Annotated in this window: 20 protein-coding genes and 5 tRNA genes; 2 read left to right on the top strand and 23 right to left on the bottom strand. The window is 36.3% G+C overall.

The window, feature by feature from the left end:
* Positions 1-30: 30 nt before the first annotated feature.
* From WJN01_RS11650 to idi, 3 genes are read right to left on the bottom strand one after another with little or no spacing between them, the layout of a single operon-like run.
* On the bottom strand, positions 31-1,002 hold the full coding sequence (locus WJN01_RS11650) for a type I phosphomannose isomerase catalytic subunit (protein WP_445197336.1): 972 nt from the start codon (positions 1,000-1,002) through the stop codon (positions 31-33).
* 21 nt (positions 1,003-1,023) lie between these two features.
* Entirely contained in the window at positions 1,024-1,431 is a 408-nt protein-coding gene (locus WJN01_RS11655; RefSeq protein ID WP_445197337.1) for a 6-pyruvoyl trahydropterin synthase family protein, read from the bottom strand.
* Complete coding sequence (gene idi / locus WJN01_RS11660; RefSeq protein WP_445197338.1) at positions 1,428-1,952, bottom strand: isopentenyl-diphosphate Delta-isomerase; 525 nt, start codon at positions 1,950-1,952, stop codon at positions 1,428-1,430. Before idi ends, WJN01_RS11655 begins: the two co-directional genes overlap by 4 nt.
* 128 nt (positions 1,953-2,080) lie before the next feature.
* Here idi and WJN01_RS11665 point away from each other — a divergent pair, with 128 nt between their 5' ends.
* Entirely contained in the window at positions 2,081-3,670 is a 1,590-nt protein-coding gene (locus WJN01_RS11665; protein ID WP_445197339.1) for a peptide chain release factor 3, read from the top strand.
* A 98-nt stretch (positions 3,671-3,768) separates the two neighbouring features.
* Positions 3,769-4,035 carry a (4Fe-4S)-binding protein gene (locus tag WJN01_RS11670; RefSeq protein WP_445197340.1) on the top strand — a complete coding sequence of 89 codons (267 nt, stop codon included), beginning with the start codon at positions 3,769-3,771 and terminating at the stop codon, positions 4,033-4,035.
* 134 nt (positions 4,036-4,169) lie between these two features.
* On the opposite strand, the gene WJN01_RS11675 is transcribed toward WJN01_RS11670, so the two are convergent.
* The 20 genes from WJN01_RS11675 to WJN01_RS11770 form a co-directional block, all read right to left on the bottom strand.
* Entirely contained in the window at positions 4,170-4,487 is a 318-nt protein-coding gene (locus tag WJN01_RS11675) for a DUF3467 domain-containing protein (RefSeq protein ID WP_445197341.1), read from the bottom strand.
* Positions 4,488-4,542: 55 nt separating this feature from the next.
* The gene (gene rpoC / locus WJN01_RS11680) at positions 4,543-8,844 is read right to left on the bottom strand and encodes a DNA-directed RNA polymerase subunit beta' (protein WP_445197342.1); all 4,302 of its coding nucleotides are present in this window, start codon (positions 8,842-8,844) and stop codon (positions 4,543-4,545) included.
* Positions 8,845-8,872: 28 nt separating this feature from the next.
* Entirely contained in the window at positions 8,873-12,685 is a 3,813-nt protein-coding gene (rpoB, locus tag WJN01_RS11685) for a DNA-directed RNA polymerase subunit beta (RefSeq protein ID WP_445197482.1), read from the bottom strand.
* A 190-nt stretch (positions 12,686-12,875) separates the two neighbouring features.
* Positions 12,876-13,253, bottom strand: a complete 378-nt coding sequence (rplL, locus tag WJN01_RS11690; RefSeq protein WP_445197343.1) for a 50S ribosomal protein L7/L12 — start codon at positions 13,251-13,253, stop codon at positions 12,876-12,878.
* Between the two features lie 62 nt (positions 13,254-13,315).
* Entirely contained in the window at positions 13,316-13,837 is a 522-nt protein-coding gene (gene rplJ / locus WJN01_RS11695; protein ID WP_445197344.1) for a 50S ribosomal protein L10, read from the bottom strand.
* A 19-nt stretch (positions 13,838-13,856) separates the two neighbouring features.
* Positions 13,857-14,546: a 50S ribosomal protein L1 gene (rplA, locus tag WJN01_RS11700; protein ID WP_445197345.1), complete on the bottom strand. Its 690-nt coding sequence runs from the start codon at positions 14,544-14,546 to the stop codon at positions 13,857-13,859.
* Between the two features lie 19 nt (positions 14,547-14,565).
* Positions 14,566-15,003, bottom strand: a complete 438-nt coding sequence (rplK, locus tag WJN01_RS11705; RefSeq protein ID WP_370476782.1) for a 50S ribosomal protein L11 — start codon at positions 15,001-15,003, stop codon at positions 14,566-14,568.
* A 71-nt stretch (positions 15,004-15,074) separates the two neighbouring features.
* Entirely contained in the window at positions 15,075-15,629 is a 555-nt protein-coding gene (gene nusG, locus WJN01_RS11710; RefSeq protein ID WP_445197346.1) for a transcription termination/antitermination protein NusG, read from the bottom strand.
* A gap of 18 nt (positions 15,630-15,647) precedes the next feature.
* Complete coding sequence (secE, locus tag WJN01_RS11715) at positions 15,648-15,842, bottom strand: preprotein translocase subunit SecE (protein WP_370476784.1); 195 nt, start codon at positions 15,840-15,842, stop codon at positions 15,648-15,650.
* 52 nt (positions 15,843-15,894) lie between these two features.
* Positions 15,895-15,967 (bottom strand) — tRNA-Trp (locus WJN01_RS11720).
* Between the two features lie 64 nt (positions 15,968-16,031).
* Positions 16,032-17,219, bottom strand: coding sequence for an elongation factor Tu (gene tuf, locus WJN01_RS11725; protein ID WP_445197347.1), 1,188 nt, complete (start codon positions 17,217-17,219; stop codon positions 16,032-16,034).
* A gap of 67 nt (positions 17,220-17,286) precedes the next feature.
* A tRNA-Thr gene (locus WJN01_RS11730) sits at positions 17,287-17,358 on the bottom strand.
* Positions 17,359-17,429: 71 nt separating this feature from the next.
* Positions 17,430-17,502: transfer RNA gene (locus tag WJN01_RS11735), tRNA-Gly, on the bottom strand.
* Positions 17,503-17,560: 58 nt separating this feature from the next.
* Positions 17,561-17,643: transfer RNA gene (locus tag WJN01_RS11740), tRNA-Tyr, on the bottom strand.
* Positions 17,644-17,679: 36 nt separating this feature from the next.
* Positions 17,680-17,753: transfer RNA gene (locus tag WJN01_RS11745), tRNA-Thr, on the bottom strand.
* A gap of 100 nt (positions 17,754-17,853) precedes the next feature.
* Positions 17,854-18,156 carry a ribosome hibernation-promoting factor, HPF/YfiA family gene (hpf, locus tag WJN01_RS11750; RefSeq protein WP_445197348.1) on the bottom strand — a complete coding sequence of 101 codons (303 nt, stop codon included), beginning with the start codon at positions 18,154-18,156 and terminating at the stop codon, positions 17,854-17,856.
* Between the two features lie 36 nt (positions 18,157-18,192).
* The gene (locus WJN01_RS11755) at positions 18,193-19,083 is read right to left on the bottom strand and encodes a tyrosine-type recombinase/integrase (RefSeq protein WP_445197349.1); all 891 of its coding nucleotides are present in this window, start codon (positions 19,081-19,083) and stop codon (positions 18,193-18,195) included.
* Positions 19,084-19,329: 246 nt separating this feature from the next.
* Entirely contained in the window at positions 19,330-19,524 is a 195-nt protein-coding gene (gene rpsU / locus WJN01_RS11760) for a 30S ribosomal protein S21 (RefSeq protein WP_445197350.1), read from the bottom strand.
* An 85-nt stretch (positions 19,525-19,609) separates the two neighbouring features.
* A complete protein-coding gene (locus WJN01_RS11765; RefSeq protein WP_445197351.1) occupies positions 19,610-20,776 on the bottom strand; it encodes an acyl-CoA dehydrogenase family protein in 1,167 nt (388 codons plus the stop codon).
* Positions 20,773-21,657 (bottom strand): ComEA family DNA-binding protein, encoded by an 885-nt coding sequence (locus WJN01_RS11770; RefSeq protein ID WP_445197352.1) that lies wholly within the window; start codon positions 21,655-21,657, stop codon positions 20,773-20,775. The genes WJN01_RS11765 and WJN01_RS11770 overlap by 4 nt, the downstream gene beginning before the upstream one ends.
* Between the last annotated feature and the right edge of the window lie 21 nt (positions 21,658-21,678).

The raw sequence follows: 21,678 nt of genomic DNA on the forward strand, positions 1-21,678 counted from the left end.
ATAGTTTTTTAATATCTATTGCCCTTATCGTTAAACATAAACCTCTAGTAGTTTAGCATGTGCAGCACTTATCTCATAGTTCTTTATTCCGGCAGGAAGTAACAATGTTTCCCCTTTTATAATGTTTTCAGAAAAACCATTGGCGCTGATTTTTGCCTCACCATCAACACACATATAAATGAAAAACGAGTCTTTGTCATTTTCCTTTTTTAGCGTTTTGGACACTTCCAAATAGCTCGTTTTAAAATAGGGACAACTCACCATCATATTAGACTGATTTTCTATTTTTGAATAGTTCACCCTAAAATTATCTGGCATGTTAAAGTCAATGGCATCAATGGCTAAATCGTTGTGCAACTCGCGTTCATTTCCTTGGTCATCGACTCTATCCCAATCATAAACACGGTAGGTAATATCGCTGGTTTGTTGTATTTCTGCCACCATTACCCCTGCCCCTATGGCATGTACACGACCTACTTCAATGAAATAAGTATCACCGGTTTTAACTTCATCAAAGTTTAAAATTTCGGTCAAAGTTTTATTTTCTAAGTGTTTTAAATACTTCTCTGGAGTTACTTCTTGATTGAAACCAACAATTAAATTAGCATTTTCATCGGCTTGAAAAACGTACCACATCTCAGTTTTGCCAAACGAATTATGGCGTTTTGCAGCCAACTCATCATTTGGATGCAGTTGAATAGACAAATCTTGTTTTGCGTCAATAAACTTGATAAGCAGGGGAAATTTGTTCCCGAAAACCTCATAGTTTTTATCACCAATCAAATCAGCTTTTAATGTTTTTAAAAGTTCTTTAAGCGACTGCCCGGCTAAATTGCCATTACTAACAATTGAAGTATCGCCTTCAACATCACTAATTTCCCAACTTTCACCAATATTTGGTAAATCAGATTTTTTATTAAGAATAGTTTTTAATTTTTGCCCTCCCCAAATTTTATCCTTTAAAATAGGATGAAACTTAAGCGGGTATAAATTACTTGACATAATTTTATTGATTTTAAATTATTAACCTGAAAAGGTAACAAAGTTTCGAGGTGTTTCGTAAAGTGTTATTTCCAGTTCCAGTTTAGGATCTAGTTTAGGCTTAATTTTATTATAAATAACAACGACAATATTTTCGGCGGTCGGGTTTAAAGTTTTGAATTCCGGAACTTCAAGATTTAAGTTTTTATGGTCGAAGGCATCTTCAACTTCTTCCTTTATGATATCCTTTAGAATTTTCATGTCAATAACATAACCCGTTTCTTCATCAATCTCGCCTATTACCGATACGATGAGTTCATAATTATGGCCATGAAAATTAGGATTGTTGCATTTTCCAAAAATCTCTTCATTTTTTTGATTACTCCAATCTTTCCTAAACAATCTGTGCGCCGCATTAAAATGCGCTTTTCTACTAACCTTTACCTTCATAACTTGATATTTATGTGTTGGTAGAATTTATCAAAAATCACCTTGAACCAAGCAGTATATAAATCAGGATTCGAAGAAATATCATCTTTTACTGCCTCTAAGGACATCCATTTCCAATTGGCCACTTCATCAGGGTTAATTGCAGGTTCGCCGTTGTATTTGCCCAACAATATATGGTCATATTCATGCTCTGTGAGACCGTTATCAAAAGGGGCTTTATATATAAATGAAATAGATTCTTGCAAGTCAACAACAAAACCCATTTCCTCTCGTAACCGCCTTTTCCCGGCTTCTATATTGGTTTCACCTTCCCGTTGATGACTGCAGCACGTGTTCGTCCAAAGTCCTGGAGAATGATACTTATCCCATGCTCTTTGTTGCAGCATCAACTCGTTTTGGTCATTAAAAACAAAAACCGAAAACGCGCGGTGCAGCAATGCTTTTTCATGTGCTTCCAACTTGGGCATCAACCCAATTTGTTCGTCATTTTCATTAACCAAAATTACCTTTTCTTCTTTCATAGTCTAACAAAAATACCAAGTAAAATGCTAAATCCCGTATTTATAAATAGAAAAATAAAATGATGCTATAACTTATATTTCTAATGAACTATAAATATTATCTTTGCAACCCATTTGCACAAACAGTTATGAGCTTTTTAAAAGAAATACAACGCAGACGAACTTTTGGAATTATTTCACACCCCGATGCCGGTAAAACAACATTAACCGAAAAACTTTTGCTTTTTGGTGGTGCCATTCAAGAAGCGGGTGCCGTAAAAAGCAATAAAATTAAAAAGGGAGCGACGAGCGACTTTATGGAAATTGAGCGCCAGCGTGGTATTTCGGTAGCTACTTCTGTTTTGGCTTTTGAATATGATGGCATTAAAATCAACATTTTAGATACACCTGGGCATAAAGATTTTGCTGAAGATACCTTTAGAACTTTAACCGCTGTTGATAGCGTGATAGTTGTCATTGACGTTGCCAAAGGTGTTGAGGAACAGACTGAAAAATTAGTTGAAGTTTGCCGCATGCGCAACATTCCCATGATTGTGTTCATCAACAAAATGGATAGAGAAGGTAAAGATGCGTTTGATTTGTTGGATGAAATTGAACAGAAACTGGGTCTGAAAGTTGTTCCGTTGAGTTTCCCAATTGGTATGGGCTATGATTTTAAGGGTATCTATAATATATGGGAGAAAAACATCAACCTTTTTACCGGAGATAGCAGAAAAGATATTGAGGAAACTATTGAAATATCCGATCTGTCCTCCCCTGAACTTGATAAGTTGGTTGGTGAAAAAGCTGCCAATACGTTAAGGGAAGAAATCGAGTTGGTTGAAGGCATATATCCTGATTTTGATAAAGATGAATATCTTCAAGGAAAACAACAACCTGTATTTTTTGGTTCCGCATTAAACAATTTTGGTGTAAGGGAACTATTGGATTGTTTTATCGAAATAGCCCCTAAACCAAGACCAAAACACAGTGAAGAACGCTTGGTTGAACCCAAGGAAGACAAGTTTACAGGGTTTGTGTTTAAAATACACGCCAATATGGATCCCAACCATAGAGATCGTTTGGCCTTTGTAAAAATTGTTTCTGGAAAGTTTGAAAGAAACAAGCCATACCTTCACGTAAGACAAAACAAAAAGATGAAGTTTTCAAGTCCGAATGCATTTTTTGCCGAAAAAAAGGAAATTGTTGATGTCTCCTATCCAGGTGATATTGTCGGCCTGCATGACACCGGTAATTTTAAAATAGGCGACACGCTTTCCGAAGGAGAAGAAATAAACTATAAAGGTATACCAAGCTTTTCACCAGAACATTTTAGATATATCAATAATGCCGACCCCTTAAAATCTAAACAACTTTTTAAAGGGATAGACCAATTGATGGACGAAGGTGTGGCTCAATTGTTCACATTAGAGCTTAATGGAAGGAAAGTCATTGGTACCGTTGGTGCATTACAATACGAAGTCATTCAATATAGGTTAGAACATGAATATGGTGCAAAGTGTACTTATGAAAACCTAAACGTATATAAAGCTTGTTGGATTGAAGCCGAAGATGAAAAAAGTGAAGAATTCAAAGATTTTTTAAGGGTAAAGCAACGTTTTCTTGCAAAAGACAAACAAAACCAATTGGTATTTCTTGCAGATTCACCCTTTTCACTTGAAATGAGTCAACAAAAGTATCCGAGTTTAAAATTTCATTTTGTATCAGAATTTGATTAAATGACTATGTATTTCATCGAAAATGCAACTTTTTGACAAGTTTTTGGACGTTTTTAACGATTAATTGATTTATAAACTTAAGGTATTTCTAATTTTAAATGAACAATCAACCCCAAATTGATTATATTATGGAAATTAATGCAAAAGAATTCAGTAATGATGAAATTACTGTAACCTACGACCCCTGTGTTTGTGTTCTTTCTGGTATATGTGCCAAAGAACTTTCTGAAGTTTTTATGAACTCTGTTATACCTTGGGTTGACCTAAACGGCTCATCAACGGACAGAATCATGAAACAAGTAAACAAATGTCCTTCTGGAGCCTTAAAATTTCACCTCAACAAAATTCTAGAAATTAGTGAATAATAAAAAAGCCTTTGTAAAACAAAGGCTTTTTTATTTATGCTTGTCCCGTCGGCCAAAATTCAATGGTATTGGCGGTTGCTCATTAAACCATTTCGAGCAACCTTTCGAAAATATAAAATTCGTATAAGTTTTTATTAAGCTTGTCCCGTTGGGCCAAAGTTTAATGGTATTGGTGGTTGCTCGTAATCTTTGATTTCACCATGGGCATTTTCAAATCTAGCCACATTATCACCTAAAGCTTTTAACAAGCGTTTGGCATGTTGCGGCGTCAATATAATCCTAGATTTTACTTTATTTTTTGGTACTCCTGGCATAATGTTCACGAAATCCACTACAAATTCTGAAACGGAATGATTTATAATGGCTAAGTTGGAATAAGTTCCTTCCGCAACCTTCTCGTCAAGTTCTATATTGATTTGTCCTTGTTTTGGTTTATCCTTTTCGTCTGCCATAATTTTTAGATATGATATAAAAAAAGCATTCCCGCCTAAGCGGGAATGACAATTTTTAGTTATAATTTAATTCTTGTTTTACTTGCATCATCTCGTCAAATTCTTCTTTTGAGCCCACAATGATATTAGAATAGTTTCTCATACCTGTACCCGCCGGAATTCTATGACCTACAATAACATTTTCTTTCAAGCCATCTAAGGTATCAACCTTACCGGCTACCGCTGCCTCGTTAAGAACTTTTGTTGTTTCTTGGAACGATGCCGCAGAAATGAACGACTTAGTTTGAAGCGATGCTCTTGTTATACCTTGTAATATAGGCGTAGCTGTTGCCGGTTTGGCATCTCTTGCCACTACAAGATTTTTATCCTCACGACGTAAAATAGAGTTTTCATCTCTTAATTCACGAGGCGAAATAATTTGTCCCGCTTTAAGATTTACCGAATCCCCAGCATCTTCAATAACTTTCATTCCGAAGATTTCATCATTTTCCATAATAAAATCATCTTTATGCGCCAATTGGTCTTCTAAGAAGATAGTATCACCAGAATCAATGATTCTTACTTTACGCATCATCTGTCTTACAACAACCTCAAAATGCTTGTCGTTAATTTTCACACCTTGTAAACGATATACCTCTTGTACTTCATTAACCAAATACTGCTGAACAGCAGAAGGTCCTTTGATATCAAGAATATCGTTTGGCGTAATAGACCCATCAGATAAAGGCATACCTGCTTTTACATAATCATTCTCTTGAACAAGGATTTGATTAGATAATTTAACCAAGTATTTTTTAACCTCACCAAGTTTAGACTCTACAATGATTTCACGGTTACCACGTTTAATCTTACCAAATGAAACGACACCATCTATCTCACTAACTACCGCTGGGTTAGATGGGTTACGTGCTTCAAATAACTCGGTTACACGAGGAAGACCACCAGTAATATCACCCGCTTTGGCTGATTTACGTGGGATTTTAACCAAAATCTTACCAACGCTAATCTTCTCTTTATCATCAATCATCAAGTGAGATCCTACTGGCAAGTTGTAAGAACGGATAATTTCTCCTTTTCCATCTTCAATATGAAGTGTTGGAATTAATCTTTTGTTTCTAGATTCAGAAATTACTTTTTCTTGGAAACCGGTTTGTTCATCAATTTCTACTTGATAAGTAACACCTTGCTCGATGTTTTCATACTTAATTTTACCAGCAAATTCTGAAATGATAACACCGTTATAAGGATCCCAAGTACAAACTACATCCCCTTTAGATAGCTCTTGTCCGTTTTTAATATGAAGCGTAGATCCGTAAGGAATGTTGTTATTACTTAAAACAATACCTGTTTTCTTATCTATCAATTTAAGTTCAGACGTTCTGGAAATCACGATATCTACATCGTTACCTTCTCCGTCTTTACCTTTAACTGTTTTTAAATCTTCTATTTCGGCAATACCATCAAACTTAACGGCCAATTTATTTTCCTCTGAAATGTTACCCGCAATACCTCCCACGTGGAAAGTACGCAATGTAAGCTGTGTTCCAGGCTCACCAATAGATTGTGCTGCAACAACACCAACCGCTTCACCGCGTTGAACCATTTTACCAGTTGCCAAGTTACGTCCGTAACATTTAGCACAAATACCTTGTAATGCTTCACAAGTTAAAGCTGAACGCACTTCTAAACTTTCAAGTGGTGATTCCTCTATAGCTTTTGCTATATCATCTTCAATCAATTGACCTGAAGCAACCAACAATTCGTCAGTTAATGGGTTGTAAACATCATTTAATGATACACGACCAACTATTCTTTCCTCTAAAGTCTCAACAACTTCATCATTCTTCTTCAATGGCTCTACTTCAACACCTCTTAGCGTACCACAATCTTCAGAATTAATAATAACATCTTGAGAAACATCCACCAAACGACGTGTTAGGTAACCAGCATCAGCCGTTTTTAAAGCGGTATCTGCAAGACCTTTACGTGCACCGTGAGTCGAGATAAAGTATTCCAAAATTGAAAGCCCTTCCTTAAAGTTAGAAAGAATTGGGTTTTCAATAATTTCACCTCCACCAGCATTGGATTTTTTAGGTTTTGCCATCAAACCACGCATACCAGTAAGCTGACGAATCTGTTCTTTAGATCCACGAGCTCCTGAATCAAGCATCATGAACACTGAGTTAAAGCCTTGTTGGTCTTCACGAATACGTTTCATGGACAACTCGGTCAATTCAGCATTTGTAGATGTCCAAATATCAATAACCTGGTTGTAACGCTCATTATTTGTGATAAGACCCATATTATAGTTTCCTGTAATACCATCAACTAAACCATTGGCTTTATCAATCATACTTTGTTTTTCCGGTGGAATGATAATATCACCTAAACTAAATGACAAACCACCTTGGAATGCAAATTTGAAACCTAATGTTCTAATAGCATCCAAGAAATCTGCAGTTTCTGGAACTGATGTTACTTTTAAAATATCACCAATAATATCTCTTAAAGATTTTTTAGTTAATACTTTATTGATAAAACCAGCTGCTTGAGGAACATGTTGATTAAACAATACACGTCCAACAGTAGTTTCAACAATCATTCTATCAAGCTTACCATTTTCATTGATATCAATGGTTCGCACTTTAATACCAGCGTTCAAATCAACTTTTCTTTCATTAAAAGCAATTTCAACTTCTTCTGGAGAATAGAACGTCAATCCTTCACCTTTAACTGGCACTTCTGGAGTAGATTTACGCTCTTTAGTCATATAATAAAGACCAAGAACCATATCTTGTGAAGGTACCGTTACAGGAGAACCATTCGCTGGATTTAAGATGTTATGAGACGCCAACATCAATAATTGACACTCTAAAATCGCCTCGGGTCCTAATGGTAAGTGAACCGCCATTTGATCACCATCAAAATCCGCGTTAAATGCTGTACACACCAATGGGTGCAATTGGATAGCCTTTCCTTCAATTAATTTTGGTTGGAAAGCTTGAATACCCAATCTGTGTAATGTAGGAGCGCGGTTTAGCAATACTGGGTGTCCTTTAAGAACATTTTCCAAGATATCCCAAACCACAGGCTCTCTTTTGTCTATAATTTTCTTAGCAGATTTTACCGTTTTTACAATACCTCTTTCAATTAACTTTCTAATTACAAAAGGTTTGTAAAGCTCGGCAGCCATATTTTTTGGCAATCCGCACTCGAATAATTTTAATTCCGGACCAACAACAATTACCGAACGCGCCGAATAATCAACACGTTTACCAAGTAAGTTTTGACGGAAACGCCCTTGCTTACCTTTAAGTGAATCTGATAACGATTTTAATGGTCTGTTAGAATCTGTTTTTACTGCTGAAGATTTACGCGTATTATCAAATAATGAATCTACTGATTCTTGTAACATACGCTTTTCGTTACGTAAAATTACTTCAGGAGCCTTTATTTCAACTAATCTTTTAAGGCGGTTGTTACGGATAATAACACGACGATACAAATCGTTCAAATCTGAAGTTGCGAAACGACCACCATCAAGTGGCACTAATGGACGCAATTCTGGTGGGATGATTGGAATTACCTTCATAATCATCCACTCTGGTCTGTTTTCTCTATTCAAGTTTGATTCGCGCAGCGACTCAACAACTTGCAAACGTTTTAAAGCTTCTGTTTTACGTTGTTTGGACGTTTCTGTATTAGCTTTATGACGTAGCTCGTATGATAACGATTCTAAATCTATTCTTGCCAACAACTCAATTAAACATTCAGCACCCATTTTAGCTAAGAACTTGTTAGGGTCTGAATCATCTAAATATTGATTGTCTTGAGGAAGTGTTTCTAATATGTTCAGATACTCTTCTTCAGTAAGGAAATCCATTTTTTGTAATGGTTCACCGTCTTCGTTTTTGGCATTACCTGGCTGAATTACTACATAGCGTTCGTAGTAAATAATCATATCTAATTTCTTAGATGGCAAACCAAGTAAGTAACCTATTTTATTTGGTAACGAACGGAAGTACCAAATATGAGCCACAGGAACAACCAAATTAATGTGCCCTACGCGATCACGACGTACTTTCTTTTCGGTTACTTCAACACCACAACGGTCACAAACAATACCCTTGTAACGAATTCTTTTATATTTTCCACAAGCACACTCATAATCCTTAACAGGACCAAAGATACGCTCGCAAAACAAACCATCACGTTCTGGTTTGTGAGTTCGATAATTGATAGTTTCTGGTTTTAAAACCTCACCTCTAGACTCTGCTAAAATAGATTCTGGAGATGCCAAACCAATGGAGATTTTGTTAAATCTCTTTACTGCATTTTTATCTTGTTTTCTTGCCATAATATTATGGTTGAAATTTTTTAATTAACTACTCTTCTAATCTGATATCTAAACCTAAACCTTTCAATTCGTGCATAAGTACGTTGAAGGATTCAGGTAATCCTGGATCTGGCATTGCCTCACCTTTTACAATACTTTCGTATGTTTTAGCTCTACCAATAACATCATCAGATTTTACAGTTAAAATCTCACGTAAGGTACTTGATGCACCATAAGCCTCAAGTGCCCAAACTTCCATCTCACCAAAACGCTGACCACCAAATTGTGCTTTACCACCAAGAGGTTGCTGAGTAATTAATGAGTAAGGTCCAATAGAACGTGCGTGCATTTTATCATCAACCATGTGTCCTAGTTTCAACATGTAGATAACACCCACCGTTGCTGGTTGGTCAAAACGTTGACCAGTTCCTCCATCATAGAGATAAGTATGTCCGTATCTTGGAATTCCAGCTTCGTCAGTTAACGCATTAATTTGGTCTATATTGGCACCATCAAAAATAGGAGTAGCAAACGTACGCCCTAATTTTTGTCCTGCCCAACCTAATACAGTTTCATAAATCTGACCAATGTTCATACGCGAAGGTACCCCAAGTGGATTCAATACGATATCAACTGGTGTTCCATCTTCCAAGAATGGCATATCTTCTTGACGAACAATACGTGCAACAATACCTTTGTTACCGTGACGACCCGCCATTTTATCTCCAACTTTAAGCTTACGCTTTTTAGCAATGTAAACTTTAGCTAATTTAATGATACCGGCTGGTAATTCATCACCCACAGAAATGGTAAACTTCTCACGACGTAAAGAACCTTGTAAATCGTTTTCCTTGATTTTGTAGTTGTGAATTAAATCGGCAACCAATTGATTGGTATGATCATCTGTTGTCCATTTTCCTGATATCAAATGAGCATAATCATCTACGGCATTCAACATTTTTAACGTGAATTTTTTACCTTTTGGTAATACTTCTTCACCTAAATCATTGTAGATACCTTGAGCTGTTTTGCCATTTACAATGTTAAATAGCTTTTCAACCAATACATCCTTTAACTCATCGAACTTTCTGTCGTACTGAGCTTCCAAAGCTAAAATATCATCCTTATCTTGAGCTCTCTTACGTTTATCTTTTACCGCTCTAGAGAATAATTTTTTCTCAATTACAACACCATTTAATGAAGGTGAAGCTTTTAAAGAGGCATCTTTTACATCTCCGGCTTTATCTCCGAAGATAGCACGCAATAATTTTTCTTCAGGTGTTGGATCAGATTCTCCTTTAGGCGTAATCTTACCAATAAGAATATCGCCAGGCTTAACCTCGGCGCCAATACGAATCATACCGTTTTCATCAAGATCTTTTGTTGCCTCTTCAGAAACGTTAGGAATATCATTGGTCAATTCTTCGTTACCCAATTTCGTGTCTCTTACTTCAAGAGAATACTCATCAATATGAATGGATGTAAATATATCTTCGCGAACAACTTTTTCAGAAATCACGATCGCATCCTCAAAGTTATATCCTTTCCAAGGCATAAAGGCAACTTTCATATTTCTTCCAAGCGCCAACTCTCCTTGTTGTGTCGCATAACCTTCACATAAAACCTGACCTTTGGTTACCTTATCACCTTTAACCACGATTGGTTTAAGGTTTATTGAAGTACCTTGGTTGGTTTTTCTGAATTTCACTAATTGGTATGTTTTAACATCACTGTCAAAACTAACTTTAGCCTCATCTTCAGTACGGTCATATCTAATTTTAATTTCATTCGCATCAACGTAAAGCACCTCTCCTGTTCCTTCTGCATTAATCAATACACGAGAATCTGAAGCCACTTGACGCTCTAAACCTGTTCCAACAATTGGTGCTTGTGGCAATAATAATGGTACCGCTTGACGCATCATGTTTGATCCCATTAACGCACGGTTTGCATCATCATGCTCCAAGAATGGAATTAATGAAGCCGAAATAGATGAAATTTGGTTAGGAGCGACATCAGTAAAATGGATTGCAGTAGGCTCAATAACTGGGAAATCGCCCTCCATTCTGGCAATTACCTTTTCATGCAAAATCTTTCCATCATCATCAACCTTAACCGTTGCTTGAGCGATTAATTTTTCTTCTTCTTCTTCAGCACTTAAATATACTGGGGCGTTTTTGATGTCCACCACACCGTTTTCGACAGGACGGTAAGGTGTTTCAATGAATCCCATAGAGTTCACTTTAGCATATACTGAAAGTGAAGAAATCAAACCAATGTTTGGTCCCTCTGGTGTTTCAATAGGACATAAACGTCCGTAGTGAGTATAGTGAACGTCACGAACCTCGAACCCTGCTCTTTCACGAGAAAGACCTCCAGGTCCAAGAGCCGATAAACGACGCTTATGAGTAATCTCTGCTAATGGATTGGTTTGATCCATGAATTGAGATAGCTGATTCGTACCAAAGAACGAGTTAATTACAGATGATAATGTTTTGGCATTAATCAAATCAATTGGTGTAAACACCTCATTATCACGAACGTTCATACGCTCACGAATAGTACGTGCCATACGTGCTAAACCAACGCCAAATTGTTGTGACAATTGCTCACCAACGGTACGTACACGACGGTTTGATAAGTGATCAATATCATCAATCTCAGCTTTAGAATTGATAAGCTCGATTAAATATTTAATAATGGTTATAATATCCTCTTTGGTAAGTACCTGCTTATCCATTTCAATATTAAGACCTAATTTTTTGTTCATTCTGTATCGACCTACTTCCCCTAATGAGTAACGTTGGTCTGAAAAGAACAATTTATCTATAATACCACGTGCAGTTTCTTCATCTGGCGGCTCGGCATTTCTTAATTGACGATAAATATGCTCAACAGCCTCTTTTTCAGAGTTTGTTGGATCCTTTTGAAGCGTATTATGAATGATAGCGTAATCTGCTTGTTCATTAGATTCTTTGTGTAAAAGAATCGTTTTAACATCAGCTTCAATTATTTCCTCAATGTTATCTTTATCTAAAATCGTGTCACGATCTAATACAATTTCGTTACGCTCAATAGATACCACTTCTCCTGTATCTTCATCAACAAAATCCTCATGCCATGTGTTAAGAACACGAGCAGCTAATTTGCGACCCAAATATTTTTTCAATCCAGATTTTGAAACTTTAACCTCTTCGGCCAAGTCAAAAATCTCTAAGATATCCTTATCACGCTCAAACCCGATAGCACGGAAAAGCGTTGTAACAGGTAACTTTTTCTTTCTATCAATGTAGGCATACATTACCTGATTGATATCTGTAGCAAATTCAATCCAAGACCCTTTAAAAGGAATAACTCTTGCCGAATATAATTTTGTACCATTGGCATGGAAGGATTGACCAAAGAAAACCCCTGGAGAACGGTGTAGTTGAGAAACCACAACGCGCTCTGCACCGTTTATAACAAAGGTTCCACTAGGTGTCATGTAAGGTATAGTTCCTAAGTACACATCTTGAACAATGGTCTCGAAATCCTCATGTTCAGGGTCTGTACAATATAATTTTAACCTTGCCTTTAGCGGAACGCTGTAAGTAAGTCCTCTTTCAATACACTCTTCAATGGTATATCGTGGTGGATCTACGAAGTAATCTAAAAATTCTAATACGAATTGATTACGAGAATCTGTAATTGGAAAGTTTTCCATGAAGGTATTATAAAGACCTTCATCACCTCTTTCTTCAGATTTTGTTTCTAATTGGAAAAAATCCTGGAAGGATTTAATCTGAATATCCAAGAAATCAGGATATTCCGTTCTATTTACAATAGATGAGAAATTTAATCTTTCAGCTTGTGTTGATAACATCAATGGACGGAATTTTGATTAAAAAATAGTTATAGTGCTTTTTAAACACTTTTAAAACAGCTTAAAATAATCTTGAATATCTATGTGCTGTTAGAAAATTTATTTGAGTATACAATTATATACACAAAATGGTCTAGGTCTTGAAACGTAAGTTCCAGACCTAAACCTTTATGTTTTTGAGTAGCTAAGCTTACTTAAGCTCAACCTCAGCTCCAGCTTCTTCTAACTGTGCTTTTAAAGCTTCTGCTTCGTCTTTAGAAACACCTTCTTTAATTGCGCTAGGTGCACCGTCAACTAATTCTTTAGCTTCTTTTAATCCTAAACCAGTTAATTCTTTAACTAATTTAACTACTGCCAATTTAGAAGCACCAGCTGCTTTTAACATTACGTCAAATTCAGTTTGAGCTTCAGCAGCGTCATCACCGCCAGCAGCAGGACCAGCAGCTACAGCTACAGCTGCAGCAGCAGGCTCGATACCATACTCTTCTTTTAATATAGTTGCTAACTCGTTTACTTCTTTAACAGTAAGGTTAACTAATTGTTCTGCGAAATCTTTTAAATCTGCCATTTTTCTATCGTTTTAATAATTTTGTAATAATATAATTGTAATAAAGTGCGTACTGCTTAATACTATCCTTCTTTTTCAGATAGTGTTTTTAAAATTCCAGCTAATTTTCCGCCACTTGATTTAAGTGCAGAAACAACGTTCTTAGCAGGAGATTGAAGTAAACCTATAATATCTCCTAACAACTCTTCTTTAGACTTGATATCAACTAACATGTCTAATTGGTTGTCGCCAATGTAAATAGCTTCCTCAATAAAAGCACCTTTTAATAGGGGCTTCTCTGATTTTTTACGGAAGGTTTTTATTAACTTAGCTGGCGCATTACCTGTTTCAGAATACATCACAGATGTATTTCCTTTTAAAACTGTTGAAAGTTCTCCAAACTCTTTGTCTGAAGCTTCCATTGCTTTTGCAAGTAATGTGTTTTTAACAACTGCCATTTTTACGTTGGCCTTAAAAGCGGCGCGACGTAAATCTGAGGTAGCTCCTGCGTTTAACCCTGAAATATCTGCTAAATAGATATTTGCGTTATTGGCTAATTCTGCTGTTAAGTCCTCAATTACTTGTGATTTTTCTTCTCTTGTCATAATAAAAGTTTTAACCTAATTAACCAATTTTTGGGTCAACAATGATGCTAGGGCTCATGGTAGAAGACAAGTGAATGCTTTTTACATAAGTTCCTTTTGCAGTTGTTGGTTTTAATTTAATTAATGTTTGAATCAATTCATTTGCGTTTCCAGCAATTTTATCAGCACTGAATGATGCTTTTCCAATAGCAGCGTGCACAATACCGGTTTTATCAACTTTAAAGTCAATTTTACCCGCTTTTACTTCGCTTACCGCTTTTGCAACATCCATAGTTACCGTACCAGTTTTTGGATTTGGCATTAAACCACGAGGACCTAATACACGTCCTAACGGACCTAATTTACCCATTACACTTGGCATGGTAATGATAACATCAACGTCTGTCCAACCGCTCTTAATTTTATCAAGATACTCATCTAAACCAACGTAATCTGCTCCAGCTTCTTTGGCTTCGGCTTCTTTATCTGGTGTTACCAATGCTAATACTCTCATGTCTTTACCAGTACCGTGAGGAAGTGAAACAACACCTCTTACCATTTGATTTGCTTTACGTGGATCTACTCCTAAACGTACAGCGATATCAACTGATGCATCAAACTTTGTATTGGTAATTTCTTTAACTAAGGCTGATGCTTCATCTAATGAATACACCCTACCTTTTTCAATCTTCGCTAAAGCTTCTTTTTGCTTTCTTGTTAATCTTGCCATTTTTTAATGCTTTAATAGATTAAGAAGGAAATTTTCCTGTTACGGTAATTCCCATCGATCTTGCAGTACCAGCAACCATTTTCATAGCAGAACCTACTTCAAATGCATTTAAATCTTGCATTTTGTCTTCTGCGATGGCTTTAATCTGATCCCACGTCACTTTAGCTACTTTTTTTCGGTTTGGTTCTCCTGAACCTTTTTTCACCTTGGCCGCTTCTAATAATTGTACTGCAGCTGGAGGAGTTTTAATAACAAAGTCGAACGACTTGTCTTTGTAAACAGAGATAACAACAGGTAATACTTTACCAGCTTTATCTTGGGTTCTAGCATTAAATTGCTTACAGAACTCCATAATGTTTACTCCAGCAGCACCTAAAGCGGGTCCAACCGGTGGCGACGGATTCGCAGCACCTCCCCGAACTTGTAACTTAACTACTTTACCTAATTCTTTTGCCATTTTTAATAATTTAGTCGATGCGCTTTAATTTGGAAGCGAAAACCGCATCATTTTATATAGTGTAACAATTATTATACTTTTTCAACTTGCATATAACTCAACTCTAATGGCGTTTTTCTTCCGAAAATTTTAACCATAACTTCAAGTTTACGCTTTTCTTCATTAATTTTTTCGATAGTACCATCAAATCCATTGAATGGTCCATCAATAACTTTAACGGTTTCTCCTTTGGTAAATGGAATAGCTACATTTGCACTTTCTTCAACCGAAAGTTCATCAACTTTACCTAGCATTCTATTTACTTCAGATTGCCTTAATGGCACAGGATCCCCTCCTTTTGTTTCACCTAAAAACCCAATTACATTGGTAACCGATCTTATGATATGAGGAATCTCTCCTGTTAAATTTGCTTGAATCATAATATACCCAGGAAAAAACACCTTTTCTTTGTGTATTTTTTTTCCATTTCGTATTTGAATCACGCGCTCCGTTGGCACCAATACTTGGTCAACATAATCTTGCATGCCTAATCGAGCAATTTCATTCTCAATATAGGTTTTGATTTTGTTTTCTTGACCACTTACGGCACGAACAACATACCATTTTTTTTCACTTACTTCAGACATAACTTCTCTTTTTCCCAATTAACCAATCCATTGAAAGTAAGCTGTAATAACTTTACTAAATACCGTATCAACACCCCAAATGGCAAGAGAAAATATAATTGAAAATACCGCAACTAAAACTGTTAAGCTTTGCCCTTCAGCCCATGTAGGCCAAGACACATTATTCTTTAGTTCTCCGAATGATTCTTTTATATAATTTACAAATCCAGCCATTTTTATTGTTTTTTTTAAAAGTAATTTGAAATGGTATTCAACTTTATAATTGCACGGGTTGAGAGACTCGAACTCCCGACACCTGGTTTTGGAGACCAGTGCTCTACCAACTGAGCTAAACCCGTAAACATAAGTCAAGGTATTCCGAAAAAAACGGAATACCTTAGCTTAATATTTATTTCAACTGTATTAGTCTAAAATCTCAGTTACCTGACCAGCACCTACAGTTCTACCACCTTCACGGATAGCGAAACGTAAACCTACGTTCATTGCAATTGGTTGAATCAATTCAACAGTGATAGTTAAGTTATCTCCTGGCATTACCATTTCAACACCGCTTGGAAGCGCAATGTTTCCTGTTACGTCAGTTGTACGAACGTAGAACTGTGGACGGTAGTTGTTATGGAATGGAGTGTGACGTCCACCTTCTTCTTTTTTAAGGATATAAACCTCAGCTTTGAATTTTTTGTGAGGAGTCACAGAACCTGGTTTAGTGATTACCATACCTCTAGAGATTTGAGTTTTCTCAATACCTCTTAATAAGATACCAGCGTTATCACCAGCTTCACCTCTATCTAATATTTGACGGAACATTTCAATACCAGTAATAGTAGAAGTCAATTTCTCAGCGCCCATACCGATAATCTCCACAGGGTCACCAGTTTTAGCAACACCAGTTTCAATACGACCAGTTGCTACTGTACCACGACCTGTAATTGAGAATACGTCTTCGATTGGCATTAAGAAAGGCTTATCCATATCACGAACAGGCTCTTCAATCCAAGTATCACATGCTTCCATTAATTCCATTACAGTATCTACCCATTTTTGCTCACCGTTAAGTGCTCCTAAAGCAGAACCAGAAATTACAGGACCATTATCTCCATCGTACTCATAGAAGTTCAATAAATCTCTAACTTCCATGTCTACTAATTCCAATAACTCTTCATCATCCACCATATCAACTTTGTTTAAGAAAACAACGATACGAGGAATACCTACTTGACGACCTAATAAGATGTGCTCACGAGTTTGTGGCATTGGACCATCAGTTGCAGCTACCACTAAAATAGCGCCATCCATTTGAGCAGCACCAGTTACCATGTTTTTTACGTAATCCGCGTGACCTGGACAGTCAACGTGTGCATAGTGACGATTAGCTGTTTGATACTCTACGTGAGAAGTATTAATTGTGATACCTCTTTCTTTTTCTTCTGGTGCGTTATCAATTTGGTCGAATGATTTTGCTTCTGAGAAACCTGCATCAGCTAATACTTTAGTAATAGCAGCAGTTAAAGTTGTTTTACCGTGATCTACGTGCCCAATTGTACCAATGTTTAAGTGTGGTTTTGAACGATCGAAAGTTGCCTTTGCCATGTTTTTTAAATAATTTTAATCTTAGTTATAAATAATATTAGTGTATTCTAATTTTCTTCTAATATAGAGCCAATGACGAGATTTGAACTCGTGACCTCTTCCTTACCAAGGAAACGCTCTACCCCTGAGCTACACCGGCTTTACATTTACGATTGCCGATTTTAGATTTACGATTCGTAAATTGCACATCGTGTAACTCGTAAATTATTGAGCGGGAGACCGGGTTCGAACCGGCGACATTCAGCTTGGAAGGCTGACGCTCTACCAACTGAGCTACTCCCGCAATTTGATGACGATTTTCTAATCTTGATTTGAAAACCTGACATCTTAAATTTTAAATGTGGGGAGAGCAGGATTCGAACCTGCGAAGTTAAAAAACAACAGATTTACAGTCTGTCCTCGTTGGCCGCTTGAGTATCTCCCCAATTTTAATTTATCCCAATTTTTTTTAATGAACTTGAGCCGATGGAGGGACTCGAACCCACGACCTGCTGATTACAAATCAGCTGCTCTAGCCAGCTGAGCTACATCGGCTTTTTATGCTTTTTGGGCATAAAAAAAAGCCCGTTATTTCTAACGGACTGCAAATGTATAGATTTTTTATTTTATTCAAAACATTTTTTAAGAAATTTTATTATAAATGCGGCCTTAATTTTTCTTTTCTCTTTTTAAGTTGTCTTTCTAGCGATGCTACCGCCATATCTGCACCTTCTTCAAAGCTTTTGCACTGTTTTTTTACTACAAAACTATCACCTGGAACACTTACTCTTGCCTCAAAAATTTTATTCTCTTTTTCACTGGTATTTTCTACTTTCAAAAAAACATCAGATTTAATAACCTTGTCATAAAACAAATCCAATTTATCCATTCGTTTTTGGATAAAACTTATCAACTTTTTGTCGGCATTAAAATTTACTGATTGCGTGTTTACTTTCATATTAATACACTTTTTTGGTTAGACAATATTTTAATACTACTTTTTACTTCTTGGGTGTGCGTTTACATGCACTTTTTTTAATTCTGCTATACTGTTGTGCGTATAAACTTGGGTGGAGGCCAAGCTTGAATGTCCGAGAAGTTCTTTAACTGCATTTAAATCGGCACCTTGGTTTAACAAATGTGTAGCGAAAGAGTGCCTAAGAATATGCGGGCTCTTTTTCACCTTTGAAGATGCTAAACTAAAATAATCATTTATTAATCTGTATACAAGCGTTTCATATAATTTAACGCCTTTTTTCGTCAAAAACAGATAATTGTCATCCGAAATACCAGGCAGGCTAGTCCTTTTCTCCAAATAGCGATTTGCAGTCTGAACCACTGAGCTTAATAACGGAATGATACGCTCCTTATTTCGTTTGCCCAATACTTTTAAGGTTTTGCTTTGCAAATCGATGCTCGACAACTTAAGCTCGATTAATTCAATCCTTCTTATGCCAGTTGAATAAAACAATTCTATCAAGAATCTGTTCCGAAGACCTTCAAAATCATCATCAAAATTAAAATCGTCCAAAACAGCTTTAACTTCGGATTCCGAAAATGGCACCTGCACCTTTTTACTTGTTTTTAAAGCCCTGTGTTTTGATAAAGGATTTAACTGAATATCGCCAACCTTTAATAGAAATTTGTAATACGAGTTTAAAGCCGATATTTTCCTGTTTATACTTCGGTTGCTCAATCCACTTTCAACCAAGCTTACAATCCAGCTTCTTATTTGTGAGTAGTTAACGGTGTTTATGCTGTTGGTTTCGTATTCGGTTTTTACAAAATCCAAAAAATCCCCCAAATCATTTTGATAGGCCTTTACGGTTAAAGCCGAATAGTTTTTTTCCAAAGAAAGATAATCAAGAAACGATTTGAAAGGCATGTGTTAGGTTTAGAGTTTAAAGTTAAAAGTTTAAACGCCAAAACGCAACATTTTTTTACACTCAGGATATAAAGACTTAGTTAAAGTTTTGTCAACATGAACATGTTTCAGGTTTTCATTATGCTTTTTTCCAAAAGCAGTTTTGAGATGCTGAAACGAGTTCAGCATGACATAATCTTTCTGTATATTGATTTTTGGGCAAAAAAAATCCCGCTTGGTGCGGGATTTCGATTTATTTAGTGCAGCTTATATGTCTTCTGCATCTCTTAGTCTTTGAATGTACTGAGCCTTTTGAATTTGTGCTCTACGTACAACGGAAGGTTTGCTGAACTGCTTGCGAACTTGTAATTCACGTTTAGCTCCTGTTCTATCGAACTTTCTCTTATAACGCTTTAGCGCTCTATCTATATTTTCTCCTTCTTTAATTGGTATTATTAACATAGTGTCTTAACCTCCTCTCTTTTAGAATTTGTGGGTGCAAATATAAAATTAATTCGCAATTCCTAAATTAAAATTCAAAATTATTTTAAGTTGCGGGTTTATATTCTTTTTTATCAATAATAATTTTGGCGAGTATCTCCCGAAGTATCTCTGAAGTTCCACCACCAATAGGGCCTAATCTGCTATCGCGAAACAGTCGTGCCATGGGGTAGTCTTCCATATAACCATAACCGCCCAAAAACTGCAAACATTGGTAAACCACCTCATCGGCCATTTTAGTAGATTTTAGTTTAGACATGGTAGCTTCTTTAACCACGTATTCGCCTTTATTCAACCTGTAAGCCACTGAATAATTGAACGCCTTGCAAACTTCCATATCTGTGTATAAATCTGAAATGGTATGTCTTAGTGCTTGGAATTTATCAATTGATTTTCCGAAGGCATGGCGCTCCCCCATATATTGCAGGGCATATTCCAAAGCATATTCGGCACGCGCGTGTGCATTAACGCCCATAACCAAACGCTCCAACGAAAAATGTTGCATGATATATGAAAAGCCTTTTCCTTCTTCACCCATTAAATTTTCCACTGGTACTTTTACATTATCAAAAGCAATCTCACCAGTATCTGAAGCACGCCAACCCAATTTATCCAATTTGGTTGCCGAAACACCTGCCATATCCCTATCTAACACAAAAATGCTAATCCCTTTGTTACCCTTATCGGGTGTTGTTTTGGCAGCAACCACTAAATAGTCACTAATCACACCATTCGTTATAAAAGTTTTTGAACCATTAATAATATAATGGTCTCCTTCCTTAACAGCAGTCGTTCGCATGCCTGCTACATCGCTACCGCCAAAAGGCTCAGTAATACACAGACATCCTATTTTATCACCAGTAATACTTGGGGCTAAGTACTTTTGTTTTATGGCTTCATCACCTTCTGCATTTATATGTGTCATCGCCAAATACGTATGCGCCCAAATAGCCGCGGCAAAACCGCCTGAATTTATTTTTTGTAGTTCTTCAAGTAGTATAATGGTATAGAACAAATCCAAACCCAAGCCACCATAGGCCTCAGGATAATTGATGCCAAAAAAACCCATATCGCCAAATTTTTTCCAAATAAATCGGTCGATATTTCCTGTTTTCTCCCACTTATCAATATGGGGTACCACCTCTTTTTTTAAAAAATCCTGAAGACTTTTTCTAAAAAGATTGTGCTCTTCAGTGAAGTACATACTATTCATCTTTTTTCTTTTTCGAGGTGCAAATATAATTCAATTATCTTGATTTTATTTGAAGGAAAGTTTTTTACTTTTTTTAATTCGTCAATGGACTGAAATCCTTCACGCAATTTACGTTGCTCCACAATTTCATTGGCCAAGTCGTAATCAATATGTGGAATGGTTACCAATTCATCAACAGTAGCTGTATTTAAATCTATTTTTTTAATTGGGATTGGTGTTTTAACTGTGAATTGTTCTGTGATTTTTTCAATAACTTCGGGTGTTAAACCATAAACATCTTGAAGTTGGGCATCACCCACAAAACCACCTTTGAGTTTATTCCTGAATTTTACAATACGCTCTGAAAGCACTTCACCAATACCATTTACTTTTTGAAGTTGTTGCGCCGTTGCCGTATTTAAATCTCCTTTTTGTGCAAAGGTTTTGGGAGCATTATTATAACTGAAACTAGCATGTGAACTTGATTGTTTTGAATTGGTCACCCAATCTGGGAACTTAAAATATGGGGAAATGGCATCCAGCAATGAATCCGACACTATGGTGACTTCTTGAAATTGATGTGCCGAGTTAATCCATTTATCTTGTTTTCTGTAATCCAACAGCCTATCAATTTCCTCATTGCTCATCCCTAAAGTTGAACCTTTAAAATCAGTAATGTAATTGGGGTTAAACGGAAATATCTTTGGCTTATTCTGTTCCAGTTGAACTTGGCGCAATGAATCGATTTCTTTTGTGTATTCTGACAATGCTTCTTCATCAACAACAATTTTATCCGAACCAAAATCAACAAAAAAATAAATACATTGCAGAATGACAATGAGCACCAATAACAAAAAAATCCCATTCCGCTGTTCTTTAGAAAACGTGAAATGGGATTTCATAAAATCTATTTAGTTTAGTTA

It is taken from the genome of Tamlana sedimenti (genome assembly GCF_038148895.1).
In the GTDB taxonomy this organism is placed as follows: domain Bacteria; phylum Bacteroidota; class Bacteroidia; order Flavobacteriales; family Flavobacteriaceae; genus Tamlana.